The 21,778-nt window shown below is 69.3% G+C and carries 13 protein-coding genes; 1 reads left to right on the top strand and 12 read right to left on the bottom strand.

Annotated features, from left to right (window positions below; genetic code table 11):
• From CCN51_RS32565 to CCN51_RS32530, 8 genes are all read right to left on the bottom strand, one after another.
• A partial coding sequence (locus CCN51_RS32565; protein WP_086860419.1) for a non-ribosomal peptide synthetase occupies positions 1-3,277 on the bottom strand: 3,277 nt, incomplete at its 3' end.
• Between the two features lie 98 nt (positions 3,278-3,375).
• Positions 3,376-4,077, bottom strand: a complete 702-nt coding sequence (locus CCN51_RS32560; protein ID WP_043486037.1) for a 2-phosphosulfolactate phosphatase — start codon at positions 4,075-4,077, stop codon at positions 3,376-3,378.
• Positions 4,078-4,165: 88 nt separating this feature from the next.
• Positions 4,166-5,074, bottom strand: a complete 909-nt coding sequence (locus tag CCN51_RS32555; protein WP_014173227.1) for a class I SAM-dependent methyltransferase — start codon at positions 5,072-5,074, stop codon at positions 4,166-4,168.
• 49 nt (positions 5,075-5,123) lie between these two features.
• Positions 5,124-6,227: an NAD(P)-dependent alcohol dehydrogenase gene (locus CCN51_RS32550; RefSeq protein ID WP_014173228.1), complete on the bottom strand. Its 1,104-nt coding sequence runs from the start codon at positions 6,225-6,227 to the stop codon at positions 5,124-5,126.
• 2 nt (positions 6,228-6,229) lie between these two features.
• The gene (locus tag CCN51_RS32545) at positions 6,230-7,633 is read right to left on the bottom strand and encodes an aldehyde dehydrogenase family protein (protein WP_014173229.1); all 1,404 of its coding nucleotides are present in this window, start codon (positions 7,631-7,633) and stop codon (positions 6,230-6,232) included.
• An 8-nt stretch (positions 7,634-7,641) separates the two neighbouring features.
• Positions 7,642-8,418 (bottom strand): (5-formylfuran-3-yl)methyl phosphate synthase, encoded by a 777-nt coding sequence (locus CCN51_RS32540; protein ID WP_043486040.1) that lies wholly within the window; start codon positions 8,416-8,418, stop codon positions 7,642-7,644.
• A gap of 379 nt (positions 8,419-8,797) precedes the next feature.
• A complete protein-coding gene (locus CCN51_RS32535) occupies positions 8,798-9,976 on the bottom strand; it encodes a GDSL-type esterase/lipase family protein (RefSeq protein WP_014173231.1) in 1,179 nt (392 codons plus the stop codon).
• Between the two features lie 56 nt (positions 9,977-10,032).
• A complete protein-coding gene (locus CCN51_RS32530; protein ID WP_043486044.1) occupies positions 10,033-10,602 on the bottom strand; it encodes a TetR/AcrR family transcriptional regulator in 570 nt (189 codons plus the stop codon).
• Between the two features lie 61 nt (positions 10,603-10,663).
• Here CCN51_RS32530 and CCN51_RS58110 point away from each other — a divergent pair, with 61 nt between their 5' ends.
• Positions 10,664-10,861 carry a hypothetical protein gene (locus CCN51_RS58110; RefSeq protein WP_014173233.1) on the top strand — a complete coding sequence of 66 codons (198 nt, stop codon included), beginning with the start codon at positions 10,664-10,666 and terminating at the stop codon, positions 10,859-10,861.
• Positions 10,862-10,930: 69 nt separating this feature from the next.
• Here the strand turns inward: CCN51_RS58110 and CCN51_RS32525 are convergent, their stop codons facing one another.
• From CCN51_RS32525 to CCN51_RS32510, 4 genes are all read right to left on the bottom strand, one after another.
• Positions 10,931-15,202, bottom strand: a complete 4,272-nt coding sequence (locus CCN51_RS32525) for a discoidin domain-containing protein (protein ID WP_043486046.1) — start codon at positions 15,200-15,202, stop codon at positions 10,931-10,933.
• 434 nt (positions 15,203-15,636) lie between these two features.
• Positions 15,637-17,778: a glycoside hydrolase family 99 protein gene (locus CCN51_RS32520; protein ID WP_014173235.1), complete on the bottom strand. Its 2,142-nt coding sequence runs from the start codon at positions 17,776-17,778 to the stop codon at positions 15,637-15,639.
• Positions 17,779-17,801: 23 nt separating this feature from the next.
• On the bottom strand, positions 17,802-20,651 hold the full coding sequence (locus tag CCN51_RS32515) for a carbohydrate-binding protein (RefSeq protein ID WP_014173236.1): 2,850 nt from the start codon (positions 20,649-20,651) through the stop codon (positions 17,802-17,804).
• A gap of 412 nt (positions 20,652-21,063) precedes the next feature.
• A partial coding sequence (locus CCN51_RS32510) for an isocitrate/isopropylmalate dehydrogenase family protein (protein ID WP_086860417.1) occupies positions 21,064-21,778 on the bottom strand: 715 nt, incomplete at its 5' end.

The raw sequence follows: 21,778 nt of genomic DNA, 5'->3' as shown, positions 1-21,778 counted from the left end.
ACGACAGCGGAAGCCGCTGTCCGGCGACGCGGGGCAGCGATGTGATCGGCGGCGTCGTCGGTGTGCCGGACCGCAGCGACGCCTCGGCCCGTTCGGCGAGTCCCGCGATCGTCGGGCTCTCGTAGATCGCGCGAACCGGGAGCTCGGCGCCCAGATCGGTGCGGATCCGGGCGAGCACCTGGGTGGCCAGGAGTGAATGCCCGCCGATGGAGAAGAAGTTGTCGTGCACGCCGATGCCACCGAGCCCGATGACAGCGCTCCAGATGCCCCCGATGATCTCCTCGGCCGGGGTGCGCGGCTCCGCGCCGCCGCCGGCCTGGGCGGACAGCTCCTTTTCGGGGCTCGGCAGTCCTCGGCGGTTGAGCTTTCCGTTGGAGTTGAGCGGCATGCTCTCCAGCAGAACGATCGCTGAAGGGATCATGAAGCCCGGCAGCCGCCCACGCAGATGATCGCGCAGCCGGGCCCGGGTCTCTCGCTCCCAAGCAGGCCGTGTTTCGGCCGAAGTCGGCCACCGTCCGGCGGCGACCGACGCATAGGCCACCAGATGCCGGTCCCCAGGGACCTTGTCATGCAGGATGACCAGGGCGTCCTCGACATCCGGGTGGCCGCGCAGGGCTTCCTCGACCTCCCCCAGCTCGACCCGGAAGCCACGGACCTTCACCTGGTGGTCGGACCGGCCGACGATCTCGATCGTGCCGTCGGGGCGGTACCGGGTCAGGTCACCGCTGCGGTAAAGCCGTGCCCCGGGGACCCCGCTGAACGGGTCCGGAACGAAACGGGTCGCGGTCAGGGCCGTCCGGCCGAAGTAGCCGCGCCCGACACCGTCACCCCCGACATAGAGCTCACCCGCGACTCCGGGCGGGACCGGCTGCAGCGCGCTGTTGAGGATGTAGATCCGGCTGCCCGGCAGCGGGCGGCCGACCGGGAGCGCGCCTTCGGGGTCGTCGCCGGCGTGCCCCTCGGAGAAGTGGGTGTTGTCGATGGCGGACTCGGTGAGACCGTAGGTCCCGGCCATCACGGTCCCCGGGTGGCACAGACGCCGCGCGCGCTCGAAGTCGCGTACGTACCAGACATCACCACCCGCCATGAGGAAGTCCAGGAACTCCAGCGACTGCCCGCTCGCCTCGACATGGTCCAGGAACACCCGCAGCAGCGGCGGCACGAACTCCGCGCTGTTGATGCCTTCCTGGAGCATCAGGTCGAGCAGCTCCGGTGGCGACAGCGAGACCTCGCGCGGGCACACCACCAGCGTGGCACCGGTGAACAGCGCGCGCATGGTGTCGCCCATGAACATGTCGAAGGAGAAGCTCGCCATCTGCAGATGAGCCCTCAGGCTCCGGCTCAGGCCGTAGCGCTCCTCGAACGAGTGGAAGTAGTTGGCGAAGTTCGCGTGCGTGAGCATCGCGCATTTGGGGGTTCCGGTCGAGCCCGAGGTGTAGAGCATGCCTGCGAGATTCGACGGGAGCACGCCGGTCACCGGCGGGACTGTCGGCTGCGACCGTATCTCCGGGTCGTCCCTGTCGATCAGGAGGGCGGGTACCGCGTCGGCTCCGGTCAGGGCCGCTGCCGTGGTGGCGTCGGAGATCAGCAGCGAGGCGTGGGAGTCCGACAGCATGAACGCCAGGCGCTCCGCCGGGTAGTCCGGATCCAGCGGGATGAAGGTACCCCCCGCCTTGAACACTGCGAGAAGGGCGACCAGAGTCGCGGCCGAGCGCTCCAGGCAGATGCCGACGCCGGTTTCGGCCCCGACCCCTCGGGAGCGCAGGGCGTGCGCCATCTGGTTGGCGCGCTCGTCCAGTTGACGGTAGGTGAGGCGCTGATCCCGCCACACCACCGCGAGGGCTTCCGGCGTGCGGCGGACCTGCTCCTCGAAGAGGGTGTGCAGGCACCGGGGCACACCGCCCTGCGAGCCGGTGTCGTTCCAGCCGGTCAGGATCTGCTCGCGTTCCGCTGGGAGGAGCAGGCGCAGTGCGCTGACGGGCCGGTCGGGATGGGCCAGGGCGTCCTCGAGCAGCTGCCGCAGGTGTCCGGCCATGCGCCGGATCGTGGCGGGCTCGAACAGGTCGGTGCTGTATTCCAGCTCGCAGATCAGCCGCTCCCCCAGATGCCTTACCCCCAGGGTGAGATCGAACCTGGCGGAGGTGCGGGGCAGATCGATGCGCTCCACCGCGAGCCCGGCGAACTCCGGTGCTTCCTCGCACCCTTCCGACGCGCGGAACAGCACCTGGAACAGTGGGGTGGAACTCGGATCACGTTCCGGCTGAAGGACTCTGATCAGCTCTTCGAAAGGCACGTCGCCGTGCACCGCCGCCTCCCGCGCCGCCGCGTCCACCCGGCGGAGGACCTCACCGAAACCGGGCTCGCCGGAGAGGTCGCTGCGGAGCACCACCGTGTTCGCGAACTGCCCGACCGCGCTGTCCGGTTCGCCCTGCGGCCGGTTGGGCAGGATCGTGCCCACCGTAATGTCCCGCTGGTCGCAGTAGTGAGCAAGCAGGGTCTTGAACGCCGCGAGGACCGTGGTTGCCACGGTGGTTCCCCGGCTATCGCTGAAGCCGGTCAGCCGGGTCGTCAACTCCGAGCCGAGTTCGAAGCTTTGGACCGCGCCGCGTCCGCTGCGCACGGCCGGCCGGCGTCTGTCGCACGGCAGCCGCAGCATCGTGGGCACGTCATCGAGCTGCTTCCGCCAGTATTCCAGCGAGGCGGTGTACGACCGGCCGCGCTGCTCGCGCGCGTAGTCGGCGTACCGCGGGAGGGGCGTGGGCAGTACGGGGGGCCGGCCGTCCCGGAACGCCGCGTAGACCTGCCCGAGCTCGCGGAGCAGCACCTCCATGGATGCGCTGTCAAGGACGATCTGGTGCGCGGTGACGGCCAGCGCGTGGTCCTCGCCGGACAGGCGCACCAGCCCCAACCGGATCAGCGGCCCCGACGCAAGATCGAAGGGAGCGTCGGCCTCCTCGCTCAACAGCCGCTCCGCCTCGGGTTCCCGCCGGTCCTCCGGGAGCCCGCCGAGATCGGTGAACGACAGCGGAAGATCCGCGCTATCGGCCGGTACCCACACCGGCACGCCGGCCCTGTCGGGGAAACAGGCCCGGAGCGTGTCGTGGCGCCGCACGATCTCGCCGAAGGCCCGACGCAGCGCCTCGATATCCAGGTCCCCCCGGATGCGCAGGGCGGCAGCGACGCTGTGGACCGAGTTGCCCGGCCGCAGTCTGTCGAGGAACCAGAGCTGCTCCTGTCCGAAGGACAGCGGCAGATCGTGCGGGGCTGAGTCGGCCATAACCTCACCAGGAACCGATGGAGCACTGCCAAGGCGATGAGATTAGCCGATCATTGGGCGGGCGAGGGCTTTCGGCAGACGGATCCCGCACCGCACGATCAGATCGGGGCATCGTCGGTCAGCGACTGCATGGCGCGCGGGCGGAGGACCATGAGCGAACCTTCCAAGGTCGCCACCATGGCAAAGGGGAACCGGTCGACCTCAAGACAGAGTGCGACGTCATCAGAATGGGCTCCTTGACGCACCCCCTCCGCCAACTCGGCAGCGGCGCGCGACTCGGCAGCGCGGCGGACGAACTCAGCAGCATCCGTCCCAGCCCCCGTGGCCCTCCGGGCGATGTATTGAGCACACGCCAGATCTTCATCGGCCTGCCCATCGTCGCCAGTGACCACGAACGTGACCCTGTCGCCCTTGCGCGTCCGCAAGAGCCGAGCCGTTGCCTCCGCCACCACGAAGCCGGCGCACAGCACCAGCGACGCCTCCTTGACGGCGAGGGCGCCGACGGTCCCTGCCGTGGTCTTCTGCACAACGGTCCGTCCGCCAAGGTCAACAGAGCGCAGCAGGCCCGGCGAGTTGACCATGTCGAACCCCGGCGCGGGCGGACCGTCTTTGAGCGCCACCCAATCCGGGTGGCGAGCCTTGAGCGCCAGGGCTTCGTCCAGCGACTCAGCAAGAACGATCTTCTCCGCCCCCTGGGCAAAGGCCCAGGCAGCCACCGTGAAAGCACGCATGACGTCGACTACGACCGCCACGGACGGGGCTTCGACCAGCTCAGCGATGCCAAGGAAACAAGCGTCCATTCCGATCATGATCGCGCATGCCTGACCCGAAGCGCCCAGAGAGTGGGCCACATCATATCGACGGTATCGGAATGGAACACATTCAGCGTTACGGCCGGGGCTTGTTCGCGAACACCCACCGGTTGCCCGCCAGTGCGTCGCGCTGCTCGGGCAGCGGGCCTCGTCCGTGCCGGCGGGTGAAGTCGAAGGGCGTGTGGACCGATGTGGACCAGCCCTTGCCCGCCAGATCACCTGCGGAGTCGGGCCGCGGCTCTCCGTCGAACAGGTTGAGCAGGTCGATGCCGATCTGGTGTTTCGTCGAGGTGTAGAGCGGGCTGTCGCTGAATTCCAGCAAGTCCTTGTCGAGCTTGACCTCGAACGCCAGGGCGCTTCCCCCCGTGCTCAACCGGTCCACCGTGTCGATGAGGTACGTCTCGGCGGCGCCTGGCAGGTAGAACAGCAACCCCTCGGCCAGCCAGACGCTCGGTGCGGCCGCGTCGAAGCCGGCGTCGGTCAGCGCTGCGACCCAGTCGGCGCGCAGATCGATCGGGATCGGTACGCGCGCTGCCTTCGGGGTGGCCGACAGACCGCCGAGCACCTTGTGCTTGAACGCCAGCACGCCTTCCCTGTCGACCTCGAAGATCACGCAGCCGCACGGCCAATCGAGACGGAACGCCCGCGAATCCAACCCCGCTCCGAGCAGGACCACTTGGCGGGCGCCCCCCGAGTGCACCGACTGGAGGAGAAAGTCGTCGAGGACCCTCGTCCGCAGACCGAAGTAACGCGCGAATCGCCCCCACAGCGGGTTCGCGTCCCCGTCCGGAACCTGGTGCATGCGGACCGGCCAGCCTGCGGACGCCGGTGCGGCGAGCACGAAGTGCTCTGCGTAGACGTCCCGTGCCAGGCTGTCGTGGCGGTGGGTCTCGATCGCCCGTGCCGCGGCGACCATGAGAGCGGTCAGACCGACACCCCCTTCCACACCTTCTACACCGGTGTTCCGATGCGCTGTGCCGGCCATGTGTCCTCCCTTGGCGCGAGTAGATGGCAGCGGTGTTGAAACGCCTCGCTCATCGCCCACTCCCCTCCGGGACCAGGACGGGTTTGACCACGCGGCCCGCGTCGCAGTCGCGTTCGGCCTCGTTGATGTCGGCGAGCGGGTACGTACGGATCAGCTGGTCGAAAGGAAACCGCCCGGTCTGCCACAGTCCGGTCAGCCGCGGAATCAGCAGTCCCGGCACCGCGTCCCCCTCGCAGATGTGGGAGATCCTGCGGCCCCGGTCCAGTGCCCCCGGTTCGAGCGGCAGCGTGGTGTGCAGCCGTGCCACCAGGCCGAGATGGCCGGTCGGGCGCAGGGCCCGGAGCGCGTCGTTGATCAGCTGGGCGGAGCCCGTGGTGTCCAGCGCGTACTGCGCGCCGCCGTCGGTCAGTCGCTGGATGCGATCGGGCAGGTCGGCCGATGCGGCGTGCAGCGGGATCGCGCGGAACCGCTCGGCGAGGGCCAGCCGTTCGGGGTGCCGGTCGACGGCCACGGCCACTGCCCCGGCGGCGGTGGCCGCCATCACCGCGGCCAGGCCCACCGCTCCCGCGCCGAAGACCACGATGGTGTCGCCGGGGCGGACGCCGAAGGAGTTGAAGACCGCTCCGGCGCCGGTGAGGAATCCGCAGCCGAGCGGTCCGAGCAGTTCGATGGGCAGCGAGGGATCGACCCGGACGGCGTTGCGGGCCGGGACCATCGCGTACTCGGCGAATGAGGACTGGCCGAACCACCGGGGAGCCAATTCGTCCCCGGCCGCGTCGGTGAACCGCGCCGATTTCTCCTTGCGCCCTCCGAAGAGGTTGAGCGAGGCGAAGGAGTCACAGTAGGCGGGGGCCGCGCCCATGCAGTTCCGGCAGCGTCCGCAGGAGTCGAAGCTCAGCACGATATGGTCGCCGACGCTCAGGCCGGTGTCCGGGCCGCCCGTCTCCACCACGACCCCGGCCCCCTCGTGGCCGAGCACCGCCGGCAGCGGTGAGTGGCCCGCCGAACGCCGGACCGCGAGATCGGTCCGGCACATCCCACAGCCCGCGATCCGGACCAGGACCTCGCCGTCGGCCGGGCCCGCGTTCAGGATCACCTCCTCGACGGCGAATCGGCTCTGGTACGAGCGCAGCACCGCCGCACCGAACCTCATCGTCACGCCTCCTCCGGACGGTGCACGACGAACGGCCTGAGGTTGCCGTAGAGCCCCCACGGCCCGCCCGCGACGCCGACACCGCTCTCCTTGATGCCCGCGAAGGGCTGGGCGAGGGACAGTTCGGCGTGGTGGTTGATCCACGCCGTCCCGCACTCCAGCCGGTCGGCCACCGCCTCGGCCCGGTCGAGGTCGGTCCCCCATACCGAGCCGCCCAGCCCGAAGCCGGTGCCGTTGGCCGCCTCGACGGCTTCGTCGAGGCTCCCGTACCGCAGCACCGGCAGGACCGGGCCGAACTGCTCCTCCGTCACCACCCGGCTGTCGGAGGGGACATCGGCCAGGATCGTCGGGGCGAAGAAGTAGCCCGGTCGGTCCAGCCGGTGGCCACCGGCCACGGCTCGGGCACCGTCCGCCAGGGCCTGGGCCGTGTAGCGCTCGACCCGGGCCAGTTGGGGGGCGTTGTTGACCGGCCCCAGCTGCGATTCCGGGTCGAGCCCGGCTCCGACGACGGCGGTCTTCGCGCGCTGGGCGAGGGCCTCGACCACCTGGGAGTAGAGCCGGGCCGGGGCGTAGACGCGCTTGACCGCCATGCAGACCTGCCCGCAGTTGCGGAAGGCCGCCCAGAACAGCCGGTCCGCGATCCGCTCCACATCCACGTCCTCCAGCAGGATGGCGGCGTCATTACCGCCCAGCTCCAGGGTGACCCGGGCGAGCGAGGCCGCCGCCCCCTCCGCAACGGCCCGTCCGGTGGGAATCGAACCGGTGAAGGTCACATGGCGGATCCCCGGATGGGACGCGAGGCGGGCACCGAGGGGTTCGCGGCCGGTGACGATCGTCAGTACGTCCTCGGGGAGCGCGGTGGAGATGACGGACCCCAGCAGCCGTGTGGCGAGGGGCGTGAACGGGGAGGGCTTGAGCACCATCGTGTTGCCTGCGGCGAGCGCGGGCGCGAACTTCGCCGACGCGAGCTGGAGGGGAAAATTCCACGGGACGATCGCGGCGACGGGCCCGAGCGGTCGCCAGCGGATCTCGCTGCGTACCGGCCGACCGTCTGTGATCGGCTGGGGCCCGGGGTCCAGCTCGGCGAAGTAGCGCAGGCGGGCCGCCGTACGGGCGATCTCCGCGTACGACTCGGCCAGGGGTTTGCCCTGTTCACGGGTGAGCAGCAGAGCGAGGTCGGCCCCGGCCGCCTCCACGGCGTCGGCTGCCGTGAGCAACGCGGTGGTGCGGGCGACGGGATCGGCCCGCCAGCTGCGCCAGGCCTCGTGGGCCCGGTCGACGACGGCGTCCAACTCGTCCGGGTGCTGATCGGGAGCCTCGTCGAAGGCCTCGCCCACTGCCGGATCGAGAACGGCGAAGCGCTCGCCGCGGGTCCCGGGCGCGCGACCGGGCACATGTGTCAGCATGCCAGCGGTCAGCTCGCGGGGGCGACGGCAGCCGCGTGTTCCCGGGCATGCCGGTCCATCTCCGCCCGGAAGGCGGCCACCAGCTGCGGCTGAATCCTTCCGGTGTTACGGTCGCCCCCCTGGCAGACCGCCCCGCGCACCCCCACGATGTCCGTGCCGATGCGGGTCAGCGCGCCGAGGTCTGCCACCTTGACGCTGCCCGCGAGGGCGGCGAGCAGATCGGCCTCGTGGGCCAGCCGGACGAACTCCGCGCAGACGTCGGGCGGAACGTGGTCGAACAGCCGTGTCCCGTCCTTGATCGCGGTGTCGAGCATGGCCGCATCGGAGCCGGAGCGGCGGGCGATGTCGGGCAGCGCGAGCGGGTTGACGCAGCCGATCCGGCTGGCGTCGGCGTAGCCCGAGGCGACGACGAACGCGTCCGGCCGATAGTCCTTCACCGCCCGGACGACCCCTCGCATGACAGCGATGGCCTGTTCGGGCGTCGTGCATCCGTAGAGGCCGACCTTGATATACGTGGCCCCGGAGACAACTGCACCGAGCGCCGCCTGGGCCACCGTGCCGGGCTTGTACGGTACGTCTCCCACGGTGGCGGACACGGGCTTGTCCGCCGGGACCGCATCGCGGATCTCCCTGATGACCCACGGGAAGTTCGCGCCCAGCGAGCCCTCGTCAGGCTTCTTGACATCGACGATGTCGAGGTGCTCCGCCGCCTTCGCACAGTCGAGGGCCTCCTCGACGCTGTCCGGGGAGATGAGTAGCAACAACGTGGATTCCTTCCACCGCATATCCACCTGCCAACGGGCAGGTGTGCGGAGTCGTCTGGATCACGTGCGGTCTGCTCATCATTGCTGCGGCCCGTGGTCCTCGGCAGAGCGCGCGGAGTCCGAACGGGGCGTTGCATGACGTGTCCGCGCCCCTCAGCGCGCTGTCCACGCCGGTTCGAACCAGCCGCGTGCCGCGCGCTCAGCGGCTGCTGTCCTCCGCGTGCCTGGCGAGCCCTCCTCGACCTGGCGTACATGCACAAAACACTGCACGAGCAGCGATCGCCATTGGGCGTCATCCCAGCTGCAGTAGCTACGCCGTACGTACTTTGTCATGTCGATAGCGCCGTACGGCGCCACATCGAAATCAGGTGAATCGAACATAGCGGGTCCTTGGCGCTGGTCAGCCGGGCTTGGTGGCAAAGGGGCCGCCGTCACCGAACGCCAGCCGCCCGAAGTTCTCGGCAATGCGGCGGTGTGCCGCGGGATCGGGGTGGACCTCGTCGGGCAGCGGGAATTCGGCGTAGTCCGTCTCGCCGTAGAGGTCGCGGCCGTCGAGGTGGTGCAGGTTGGGGTCGTCGGCCGCCCGCCGTTCGACGATCCGGGCAAGTTCGGCACGGATGACGTTGAGTGTCAGGCGCCCGGCAGCGCGTTCGGCTGGGTCGCCGGTGGCCTTGAACCGCAAGGTGCCGCCGTCGAAGTCGGGTGCGAGGGGGCCGGGGGTGTCCTCCTGGACCGGGCACAGGATGGGGGACACGACCAGCAGCGGCGTGGTCGGATGCCCCTCGCGGATGGTGTCGAGGAAACCGTGGACCGCGGGGGCGAAGGCACGCAGGCGCATGACGTCGGAGTTGACGACATTGATGCCGACCTTGACGCTGATCAGGTCCGCAACGGTGTCCCGCATCGCACGTGCGGTGAACGGGTCCAGCAGCGCGCTGCCGCCGAACCCCATGTTGACCAGTTCCACTCCGCCCCGGGCTGCGGCCAGGGCCGGCCAGATGGCGGTCGGATGCGTGGCGTTCGAGCCGTGGCTGATGGAACTGCCGTGGTGCAGCCACACCCTGCGCCCGCTGTCCGGCGCCGGCTCGACCGGAGCATCGGTGCGCAGGGCGATCAGCTCGGTGATCTCCGTATGCGGAAGCCAGATCTCGACCTCCTTGTCACGCGCCGGCAGATCGGTGAACCGGGCGGTGCCGGCAGGCCCCTCCGACAGCTCGGAGGACTGGGTGACCATGTCGGTGATCGTGCGCACGTTACCGCCGGCCACCGTGGCCTGCGCCGCGAGACGGCCATCGACCAGCAGGTCGTACACCCCGTCCGCCGGGGCCGGGAAACCTCGGTAGACCCGCTTCGTGGGCAGCGTGTCCAGCTCGATCGTGGTGGCCCGGGTGCGGAAGACCAGCCGTACGCCGGAGGGCTGGGCCTCGGCCACGGCCAGTTGGTTGTCAGGAATCTGCCGACGAGCCCGTACGGGCAGCCGATGCGGCAGCAGACCATGCGGGGTCGTTTCCACGTCGAGGAAACCGCGCAGGATGTCCGCGGTGACAGGTGTGGTGATCCAGTCGTGCTCAGTGTTCATTGCCTCAGCCTGTTGATCAATATCCCGGATTCCCGGTTGTTCATGTGCGCCGCTGGTCAGGGTGTGGCCCGGTGCCGTAGCAGAGCGTCGAGGGAATCCACGATCCAGGCCCAGGATTCCTGTGGGTCGGGGGCGCTGTGGTCGAAGCCTCCGGCCAGTTCGAGGCTGACATAGCCGTGGAAGACGCTGCCCAGCATCCGGACCGCATGCGTCTGGTCCGGCTCCGTCAGGTCGTAGCCGCGCAGGATCGCCCGCGTCATCTGGGCATGCCGCACCCCGGCGCCGGCCGCTGCCGTCTCGGGGTCGAGCCTGAGCCGGGCGGCGGCATAGCGACCGGGGTGCTCCCGGGCGTAGTCGCGGTATGCCTCCGCGAAGGCCGCCAGGGCATCCTTGCCCGCCCGTCCGGCCACGGCGTCGGCGACCCGGTCGGCCAGTTCTTCCAGTGCGAACAGGGCGATCCTCGTCCTGAGGTCCCCGGAGTTCTTCAGGTGCGAGTACAGACTCGCGACCTTGACGTCGAACCGCCGGGCGAGCGCCGAGACGGTCACCTGGTCGAAACCGACCTCGTCGGCCAGTTCCGCTCCCGCCCGGGTCAGACGCTCCGGGGTCAGCCCCACTCGAACCATAACCTTCCTTCCACCCAGCGAGATGCACTGTACATTTACCTAATACCTTTAGGCAAACCTCATGACTGCACTGGGTCAGCCCTTGCGGCTGGGGAGAATGGCCAGGGCCTGGCCCTTCACGGGGGTGGGGTCCGCTGAGAGCAGTTGCGACAGCGACAGCGACGAGAAACTGCGGCTCCTCGCCGCACTCTCACACACCGAGTCCGTCGGCACAGCGCACGACGGGCCGGTGGACATCCCGCACCCGAAGACACCCTGACGAGACGCAGCTGGACACGGGGCCTCTCACCTGGAGAGAGGCCCCGTGCCGTTCGGTGCTGTTCGCGGTCTACTCGACGTTGATCCTGAACGTGCTGGTCGTGTTACGGATGTCCTGGGCGTTGCCGCTCATCCGCAGGTTGCGGAAGGTGGCTTCACCGACGGCGGGGCCCTGACCGGGTTCCGGGAGTTCGTTGGCCCAGATGCCGAACCCGGACTTGGCGTCGAACGCGTCTCCGCTCTTCTTGGAGTTGGTGATGGAGATATCGGTGAAGATCGTGTCCTTCACCGGGAACTGCGGCTGACCTCCGACGTAGTTGGTCTGGAACATCACGCCTCCGTAGGTGGAGTCGTCGATGTCGACGTCGTTGACGCGGATGCCCTGGAAGACCTTGGAGGCGGAGAACGCCCAGATGGCCGGGAAGACCTGCGAGCCCCAGAAGTGGCCGCCCGTCCTTTCCAGGGAGACGTTCTCGATCGTCGTGGGCTCGGTCCCGAAGCCGTTCATCGGGTAGCCGAAGTCCAGCGAGGAGATCGTGATGCCGGAGTAGACCAGGGTGTCGGCGACGCGGATGTTGCGGAAGGTGTTGTTGTAGCCGCCGTAGACGGCGATTCCGGCGGCCCGCCAGGTGAGTGTGGATGTCAGATTCTCGTAGAGGTTGTTCTTCTCGTCGGCTCCGCCCGCGTCGATCGCCGAGAAGAGGGCGAAGCTGTCGTCGCCCGTGGCCCGGGCGTCGTTGTTGACGACGTGGTTGTCCGTGGAGCCGTTCGTCATGTTGATGCCGTCGGCGAACATGTCCCGGATGCGGGAGTTCTGAATGGTCATGTTGTCGGTGTTGGCGCCCCAGTAGAGGCACACCATGTGCTCGACCCAGATGTTGTCGATGGTGATGTCGGAGACACCTGCGAAGTCGAACACCTTGCCCGGGCCGTCGATGCGGGACGTGTAGTTGCCGAAGTAGGCGAATCCGGCGAACGTCGAGCCCTTGGCGGTGGCGTCGGCCCGGAAGCCGATGTCGGTGTTCTCCTGCGAGGAGGGCGCGTGGAAACGGGTGAACCACGGTCCGGCTCCGACGACCTTGACCGCCTTGCCGTAGACCTGGAACTTGCTGGAGGTCTCGTAGTCTCCGGCGGGCAGGTAGACACCGACGAGCTTGCCCGTCGTGTCCATGCGGACCTTGTCGAGCGCGTTCTGCACGTCCTGCTGCGAGAAGCCGGCCGGGACCGCATAGGCGGCCGGGTCCGGGTTCGAAGCCGCGGTCGCCTGCTCGGTGTTGATGAAGTCGATGGCGTAGGTGGAGGTGTTGGCCGCGTCCTTCTGGAGCCTGATCTTGGAACCGGCCGGGACGGTCTTGCCGAGCAGCAGGTTCGCCTCGTCGTAGATGTGGCGGGGCGCACCGGAGCCGGGCGAGTTGCCGGGGGCGGTCTCGTTGCCGTACAGCCAGGCGTACTTCGAGGTCAGATCGATCGCCTTGAGGAACTGGCCGTCCACGTAGACGTTCAGCGTCGTGTTGGTGCCGTCGGGGATGGAGAAGCGGGTCACCAGGGTGTTGGTGGCCGCGCGGGTGGTCCACTCGACGTACTGGCCGGTCGCGCCGAGGGTGACCGCCTTGCGGCCGCTGGCCTCGCCGGCGAAGTCGCCGATGGTCCGGTTCGGGCCGACGACCTTGGCTCCGCCGCCGACCGTGCCGTCCTCGGCCTCGTATATGTCGTACGGCATGTTCGCGCCGCGGCCGACGAACAAGGGCTGCGTGGTGGTGTTGTTGGCCCGTTTGACCGGCACTTCGTTGGCGTCGTCGGCGATGACGGTCTTGACGGTGTACTTGCCGTTGGCGGCCGTCCACGAACCGAGGCTGACGGGTGCGGTCGTCTGACCGGCCGCGATGGCGCCGTTGTAGGAGCCGGTCAGGGTCTTGACGGTGGCGCCCTTGGAGTCCTGGATCGTCAGCGTCACGTCGTGGGCACCCGAGGCCGAGGCCGTCGTGCCCTGGTTCTTGATCGCGACGGTGAATTTGACGTCTTCACCGGCCGACGGGCTGGACGGGGCCCACGAGACCGGTGCGGCGACCAGGTCGGAGCTGGAGACCGGCTTGACGACAAGGGCATCGGAGCGGGTGAAGGCGTTGTTCGCCTCGTTCTGCTCGATGACCTTGTTCGACGGATCCACCTCGGCGCCGACCGCGTAACTGCCCGCGTCCCGCGTGCCGATGCTCGCGGTGACCGTCTTCGACTCGCCGGCCGCGAGGGCCGGGACGTCCGCCGTGGCGGCCTTCGTGCCGCCGAGCGTGAAGTTCAGGTCGGTGGCCTTCGACGCCTTGGTGCCGCTGTTGGTGACGGTCGCCGAGAGGCTGACGGCGTCGGTCTCCACCGGGGCGGCGGGCGTGTTCGTGATGCCGGTGACCTTGAGGTCCGGGTTGGCGGCCGGGGTGCCGATCACCTGGAACTCGGCGACCTGCGCGCCCGGAGCGCCGGAGTTGGCGGTGAACTTCAGCTGGATGTCCGCGGCCGCGCCGGTGACCGGGATCGTCACGGTGTTGCCGCTGGACGGGTTGAAGGTGTAGTCCTTCGCCGCCACGAGGCTCGTGAAGGCCGTCGCATCCTGGTCGCGGCCGAGCACCTGGATGTTCTGGGTGCGCGTGGACCAGGCCGCGTCCGGGTTGAGTTTGACGACGACCTGGCTGAGGTCGGCGTTGGCGCCCAGCTTGGTGGTGAGGGTGGCCGGGTAGGCGCCGCCCGCGCTCTCCCAGTAGGTGCTGGTCTGGCCGTCGTTGGCGTTGGCGGCGACGTAGGTGAAGGTGTACGAGGATGCCTCGATGGGCTTGCCCTGGGCGAGGTCGGAGCCGGAACCGGAACCGGGCCGGGTGACGCTGTTGCTCGCCGCCGACACGTTCCCGGCAGCGTCCTTCGCCTTCACGTAGTAGGTGACCGTCGCCGCGGCCGACGGGGTGTCGGTGTACGTCGTGACGTCGCCCGCCACGGACTTGGCGAGCTCGCCGCCCGCGTAGACGTCGTAGCCGGTGACCTTGACGTTGTCGGTCGACGCCTGCCAGGTGAGCTTCACGTCGTTGCCGGACTGTGTGTAGGCGAGGTTGCCGGGCGCGGTGGGGGCCTGGGTGTCGCCGCTCGTTCCCTTGCGGGTGACGCTGTTGCTGTTGGCGGAGACGTTGCCCGCGGCGTCCTTGGCCCGGACGTAGTACGTGATGTCGCTGTCGGCCGGCTGGGTGTCCGTGTACGTCAGGACGTTCCCGGCGACGCTCGCCCGCAGCTGTCCGCCCGCGTAGATGTCGTAGCCGGTCACGCCGGTGTCGTCGGTGGCCGCGTTCCAGGTCAGCTTGATCTGGCCGGTGGCCGGCTCGGTGTAGCTCAGGTTCGTCGGCGCGGTGGGTGCCTGGGTGTCGCCGGTGGTCGGTCCGTATACCTCGAGCTCGGACAACTGCCCGGCGGGCCAGCCGGAGTTGGCGGTGATCAGCACGCGCACGTAGCGCGTCGTGGTGGTGTCGAAGCCGATGGTCGCCGACTGGTCGTTGCCGCTGTCGAAGGTGTACGCCTTCGAGGCCGTCAGGTCGGTGAAGTTCTGGTTGTCCGTCGAGCCCTGGATCTTGAGCGTCTGACTGCGGCTCGGCCATCCGCTGGGCAGCCGCAGGGTCACCTCGTTCACCTTGACCGACGATCCCAGGTCGACCTGGAGCCACTGGGGGAAGGCGTTGTTCTTGCTCTCCCAGTAGGTGGCCCGGTTGCCGTCGCCGGCGTTGGCCGCCCCGTAGACGTCGGCGTGCCCGCTCTCGGTGAAGGTCTTGCCCAGGGCGAGGTTGGGGGTCGATGCGGCGGCCGTGAAGACCTGCATCTCGCCGAGCTGGCCGGTGGAGGCGACCGAGTTCTTGCTGAAGTCGGCGCGCACGTACCGGGTGAGGGTCGCGGGGAAGGAGATCTTGACCGTGTTGCCGTTGCCGGGGCTGAAGACGTACTGCGCCGACGACTTGAGCGTGGCAAAGCTCTTGCCGTCGGCACTGCCCTGGAGGGCCAGCGTCTGCTTACGGGTCTGCCAGTCGGCGGGCAGGCGCAGCACGACCTGGCGGACGCGCTCGGTCCGGCCGAGGTCGGTCTGCACCCACTGGGCGGACTTCTTTCCGGCCTGCCAGTAGGTGTCGGCGTCGCCGTCGGCGACATTGGCGGCCGCGTGGGCACCGACGGCGCTGCCGGACTTGGCCGGGGCGTCCGCGGCGGCGTTGGGACCGCCGGCCGCCTGCGCGCCGACGGCGGGCAGGCCTAGGACCATGACAGCTGAGGCGAGCGCAGCAGTTGCTGCGCGCCGTCTCCAGGATCTCGGCTTGTGTCGAGTCATGCGGGGTCACTCCCTGCGGAGGTTCGCGCGCGCCGGAGGGGCGGCGAGGACGACTCTTTCCTGGTCAGAGCGGTGGCGCGGGACGACAAGGCGGCGGGAGCTCGCCATATGGAGGCGGGAGCTCTCCGTATGGAGAGGACGAACCCATACGGGGTGCCATGTTCGACTTTTTGCATTGTTTCCATCGGAATATTGCAGAACTATGTGAGGCCGTCTACGGTCAAGACGACACACTTTTCACCGGATGCGCCCAGACCTCAGCTGCCATCCAGCGCAAGCACACGCAAGTAACGCAAATTCTTGCGCATGCGTTCCTGGCATATACATGTCAATCTGCGCTGCCGCCCCCGCCTCCGCCTCACCCACCGCCCATCGCCGGGGGCGTTGCGGAGCACTCCGCCGCGCGCCCCCGGCGTTGTTGCGCTGCGGTGGGCTCAGCCGCCCGCCCCGGTGAACCTCCCCGTCCAGTAGGCCGTTCGGTCCAGGTAGGCCGTTTCAGCGTCCGCTCCGGTGCGGCCGTAGGCGCCGTTGTACGTTTCGTAGCCGTGGCCGGCCGGTGGCGAGCTGTCGGCGGGCTCGATCACGCTGCCCTCGTGCCATTCGTTGAAGGACGTCACCGACACCCAGGTCGGCGAGCCGCCGATCTGCGGGTCCAGGGCGTTGTTCCACTGCTTGTCGTACGCCGCCCCGTTGTCGCGGGCCAGCGTCGGGGTGGTGTTGCCGGGCACGGCACGGTCGTCCACGTAGCCAGGGGCCACCGACGGGGCCCAGATCAGGCCGTGTGCCTTCGCGTAGTCTCCGGCCTGTTTCCAGCCCGGTGCCGTGGCGCCGGCGATGCCGTCGTACGTGTACATCCCGGAGAAGTGGGCGATCTTGGTGGTGTCCGTGGTCTGCGCCAGGACGATGCTGTCGTCGGTGACCTGGTCCAGGGGCGACCAGTCGGTGATCCTCAGGCTTTCAAAAATGTAAAACGCGTTCTTGTTGCCATGTGCCGTGTCCCGGTAGAAGGCCGGATGGGAGCCGTAGGTGTTGTTGAGGTAGTTGATGTCGGCGACCGTCGAGGCCGCCGTACGGCCGGTGTACGGCTCCAGATGCCACGCCACCTTCACACCCTGCGCGGCCGCCGCATCGAGCACCCCGCGCACCAGCCCGTCCTCGTACGAGTCCCGCCCCCACCAGCTGTAGACGATCACGCCGGCCCCTGAGCGTTTCACCCACTCCATGTGGCGGGCCACCGCGGACGTGAAGTCGCCGGAGTCGTAGGGGCCCAGCGCGGGGTAGTAGTTCGCCCCGATGTCCTCCGGCGGGGTGTGGCCGCCCTGCGGCCAGTGGCGCCAGCTGCCCAGCACGGCGGGGCTGCCGTACCAGGGGTAATAGAAGAGGTGGACGTTGGAGGCGAGCGCCTTCGAGGTGGTGCGGTACGTCACCGTCAAGGTGTCCACGTCGAACAGCGCGCCCGATCCGCCCCGGAACGTCAGATACAGCGGGCCCGCCCCGGCCTTCACATCGGTGGCCACCGTCGTGAACGTCTCCCAGCCGCCCGTGCCCGGGACGGTGACCGAGCCCAGGACCGGTCCCGCGGCGGAGCCGTCCCGTATGTCGATCGTGCCGCCCGCGCCGGCCGAGGAGACACGGGCGCTGAAGCGCGCCGCCCCGGCAGTCGGCACCGTGGAGTAGCCCGCCCAGTCGCCGTTGTCGACATAGCCCAGGGTCTGCCCGCCGCTCGCCGGAGCGTGGCTCGCGATTTGCACGCCCGAGCCGGAGGAGAATGCCTCGCCCTCCACCGTCCGTGTGGTGCTGCTCGACGACGAGCAGTCGGCCGACGCCGCACCGGACGCGTACCGGAGCGCGCCCAGCAGCAGCGCCCGGAAGGCCGGGTCAGCATAGGACTCGGCCGTGTGGCCGAGACCGGTGTAGAAGGAGCGGCCGGCGCCTTGCGCATGGCACCAGGTGATCGGGTGGTCGCCCATCTCCCCGCCGCTGTACGAGGTCTCGTCCAGGCTCTGCAGCACGTGCACCGAGGAGCGGGGGTTGGTCTGGTAGTTGTACCACTCGTCGGTGCGGGTCCAGGTCGCGCCGAGGTGGGCGGTCGCCGGGTGGCCGCGGTCCTCGTTGACGATGCTCGCCTGCTGAATGGCGGGGTGGCTCTTGAAGCGGGCGCCGACGAGGTCGCCGTAGTACCCCCAGTCGTACTCGGTGTCGGCGGCCGCGTGGACGCCGACGAAGCCGCGGCCGCCGTCGATGTGCGCCTGCAGCGCGTTCTGCTGGGCGTCGTCGAGCACGTCGCCCGTGGTGCTGAGGAAGACGACCGCCTCGTAGCCGGCCAGGTTGGCTTGGGTGAACGCGGCGGGGTCCTCGGTGGCGGTGACCGTGAAGTCGTTCGCCGAGCCGAGGGCCCGGAGCGCATCGATACCGGCCGGGATGGAGTCGTGCCGGAACCCGGTGGTGCGGGAGAAGACGAGCACGTCGTACGCGGCGTCGGCGCCCGCGGCCTGCGCGATTCCGCCCGAAGGCAGCAGAGCGGCAGTGAGCGCCAGCAAGGCTGCGGCCGCGGTGCGGCGTAAGGATCTGAACATCTCGGAGCTCCTGTCTCCAGTGGTCAGCGGCTCACGGTGAAGGTGTCCACGTCGAAGAGGGATCCGCTGCCACCGCTGAACGTCAGATACAACGGCCCGGAGCCGGCGCTCAGGCCGGTCCCGACCGTCGTGAACGTCTCCCAGTCGCCGGTCGTCGGCACGGTGACCGAGCCGAGTACGGCTCCGGTCGCCGAGCCGGAGCGGATCTGGATGGTGCCGCCGGGGCCGGCCGACGACACCTTGGCGCTGAAGCTGTTGGCCCCCTCGGTGGTGACGCCGGTGTAGCCCGCCGAGTCGCCGTTGTCGATATAGCCGAGGGTCTGCCCGCCGCTGGCCGATGTGTGAGCGGCGGGCTGCACGCCCGAGCCGGAGGTGTACGCCTCGCCTTCGACGGTCTGGCTGATGGAGGTGGCGGAGGTGAGGGTGAAGGTGTCCAGGTCGAACAGGTTGCCCTGGCCGGTCGGCCCGCGGAACACCAGATAGAGCTCGGTGGTGCCCGACGCTGCGCCGCTGAGCTGGGCGGTGACGTCGGTGTATGTCTCCCAGCCTCCGGTGACGGACACGGTGGCCTTGCCCAGCAGCGTGCCGGTCGGCGCCCCGGCGCGTACCTCGAGGGTGCCGCCGGCACCGCCGGAGGCCACCCGGGCGGTGATGCCGGTCGCCTTGGTGAGCGCGTATGGCTTGAAGGCGATCCAGTCGCCGTCGTCCGTGAACCCGACGGTCTGCCCGCCCTCGGCGGGGGCGTGGGAGGCGAGTTGGATGCCTGACTGGGTGGTGAAGTGCTCGGCCTGCCGGTGCCGGGGCTGCAGGATGTGCTTGTTGTGGCCGGTCAGTCCGCCGGCGTCGGTGTAGGTGGCGTCGAGGACGCCGTAGAGGTTCGCGGCCGCGTCGTGTTCGCCGTCGGACGGAATGGTGATCGATCCGGAGCAGCCGTTGGTGCTGGTGATCTGGTGTTCGTGGCTGTCATGGCCGAGGAGATAGGTGAGTTTCACCTTGGCGCAGTCCACCTGCCCGTCCTCGGGGTCGCTCGCCTCGATGGTGAACGGCAGGGTGTCGCCGAAGGTGAAGAGCGTCCCGTCGCCGGGGGTGCGCAGGGTCACGGTCGGCGCGGTGTTGCCGACGGTCACGACGAGGCTGGCCGTGCCGGTGAGTCCCTGCGGGTCGCGTACGGTGAGCGTGGGACGGTAGGTGCCGTTGGCCGTGTACGTGTGGGAGGGGTTGGCGGCCGTGGACGTCGAGCCGTCGCCGAAGTCCCAGGAGTAGGTGAGCGCGCCGCCCTCCGGGTCGGAGCTGCCCGCGGAGGAGAACTGCACGGCCAGCGGAGCCTGCCCGGAGGTCCTGTCGGCCGCCGCCTCGGCCACTGGGTTGCGGTTGCTGCCGCCCACGTACTCGATGCGGTAGAGGGCCTGGTTGCCGCCGCCGGTGCCGTAGTCGAGGACGTAGAGCGCCCCGTCCGGGCCGAAGTCGCTGTCGATGATCTGGGTGCCGGTCCAGGGGAAGTCCTCAATGCTGCCCGGGGATCCGTCGCCGTTCACGGTGATCGCCTTGATCCATTTGCGGCCGTACTCGGTGGCGAAGTAGTGGCCGTCGAGGGACTGCGGGAACTTGACCGAGGAGTCGAGGTTGGGGTCGTAGCGGTAGACGTCGCCGCCCATGGGTGATTCCGAGCCGGTGCCGAACTCCGGCGGGGAGCCGGCGTCGCCGCCATAGCGGATCCAGCTGGGCTTCGCGGCGGGCAGCCTGGCCAGTCCGGTGTTGCGGAACGAGTTGTTCGCCGGTCCGCCGGCGCAGTCGTACTTGGCGCCCGACGGGCCGCTGGGGAAGGTGTACTCGGTGTAGGTCTCGGTGGTGGTGTTCGTTCCCGTGCAGTACGGCCAGCCGAAGTTGCCCGGGCCGGTGATCCGGTCGAACTCGACCTGGCCGCTGGGGCCGCGGTTGCTGTCCGTGGAGCCCGCGTCCGGGCCGTAGTCGCCGAGGTAGACGGTGCCGGTGGGCTTGTCGACGGACATCCGGAACGGGTTGCGGAAGCCCATCGCGTAGATCTCCGGGCGGGTGTTCGCGGTGCCGGGCGCGAAGAGGTTGCCGGACGGGATGGTGTAGCCGCCGTCCGCGGTGGGCTTGATCCGCAGCAGCTTGCCGCGCAGGTCGTTGGTGTTGCCGGAGGACCGCTGGGCGTCGAACTGGGGGTTTCTGTCCGTGCGTTCGTCGAGCGGGGCGTAGCCGCTGGATTCGAAGGGGTTGGTGTCGTCCCCGGTGGTCAGGTAGAGGTTGCCGTCCTTGTCGAAGTCGATGTCGCCGCCGACGTGACAGCACTGCCCGCGGTCGTTGGCCACCTCCAGGGCCACCTTCTCGCTGCCCAGGTCGAGGGTGCCGTCGGACTTGAGGGTGAAGCGGGAGAGGTTGAGATGGCCCTTCCAGCGCTCGAAGTCGGCGGCGGTGCCGGTGGTCGGGGCGTCACCCGCCGGCGTGGCGAGCTTGGGCGAGTAGTACACCCACACGTATCGGTTGGTGGTAAAGCCCGGGTCGGCGGCGATGCCCTGGAGCCCCTCCTCGTCGTGGGTGTAGACGTCGAGCCTGCCCGCCACCTTGGTGTTGCCGACGGCGTCGGTGATACGGACCGTGCCGTCGCGGGCGGTGTGCAGCACCGATCGGTCGGGCAGCACCGTCAGGGACATCGGCTCGCCCAGTTCGTCCGGGCCGGTGGCGAGCTGGACTTGCTGGTAGTCGCTCGGCGGTATCGCCGCGGGGGCCGACTGCGAGGCGGGGGCAGCCGAGGCCGGGACCGCCGCGGCGGTGGCACCGCCGATCAGCAAGGCCAGCACGCAGGTGAAGGGGCGTATGACGTGGAGTACGGCATGCAGGCGTGGGGGCATGGAGCTTCCTCCTGACGTGCTGATGGACTGTCAGGCATGGTGCTCTGCAGAGGAATTGCGTGAACCTGCCAACAAATTGCAGCAGGAGTCGACATTTTGCAGAGTGTCGGCAGGTTTCAGATTTGTCAAGTGCGCATCAAAATGCTGTTACCCGCGGCACCGGATGAGTCGCCTTGCCGAATGGCGACCTCGCCACCATCGGTTCGATCGTGACCAGCCTCCGGCCCGCCGGCAGCCGCCATGCCGGCGGCGAGACCGGCCGGACCGAAGCTCCGCCTGCCGACGACCTCTCCATGGTCTACACCCCGGGCGTGGCCCGCGTGTGCATGGCGATCGCGGAGAACCAACCTGGAGGACGACACCGGGGAGCTCCCTGGGTGCCCGCCCGTCGTACGGCCGGCGCAGCCGACGGTCAGAGGAGTCCGAGGAGCTTGTCGGTGAACTCGGCCGTGGTCGCGGCGCCGCCCAGGTCGCGGGTGCGGACATCGGTCTTGGCCAGGACCGAGGCAATCGCGTCCGTGATGTCCTTCGCGGCGGCAGGGTGGCCGAGGTGGCCGAGCATCATGGCCGCCGACCAGATCGCGCCCAGCGGGTTGGCAATGCCCTGGCCCGCGATGTCGGGGGCGGAGCCGTGCACCGGCTCGAACATCGAGGGGAACTCCCGCTCGGGGTTGAGGTTGGCGGCCGGGGCGATGCCGATGGACCCGGCGACCGCGGCCGCCAGGTCGCTGAGGATGTCACCGAAGAGGTTGGAGGCGACGACGACGTCGAAGCGGGCCGGTTCGAGGACGAATTTGGCCGCCAGCGCGTCGATGTGCTCCTGGTCCCAGGCCACCTGCGGGAACTCAGCGGCCCGGTCGGCGACGAGCTGGTCCCAGAACGGCATGGTGTGCACGATGCCGTTCGACTTCGTCGCAGACGTCAGCCGGCCGCCGCGCTGCGCGGCGAGCTCGAAGGCGTAGTCCAGCACGCGGGTCACGCCGGCCCGGGTGAAGACGGCCTCCTGGACGGCCATCTCGTCCGGGAAGCCGCGGTTGAGCCGGCCGCCGACCTCGCTGTACTCCCCCTCCACGTTCTCGCGGACGACGACGAAGTCGACGTCGCCCGCCCGGGCGCCGCGCACCGGG

This window comes from Streptomyces milbemycinicus (genome assembly GCF_002154605.1).
In the GTDB taxonomy this organism is placed as follows: Bacteria; Actinomycetota; Actinomycetes; order Streptomycetales; family Streptomycetaceae; genus Streptomyces; species Streptomyces milbemycinicus.
This window is presented reverse-complemented; position numbering and strand designations above follow the sequence as displayed.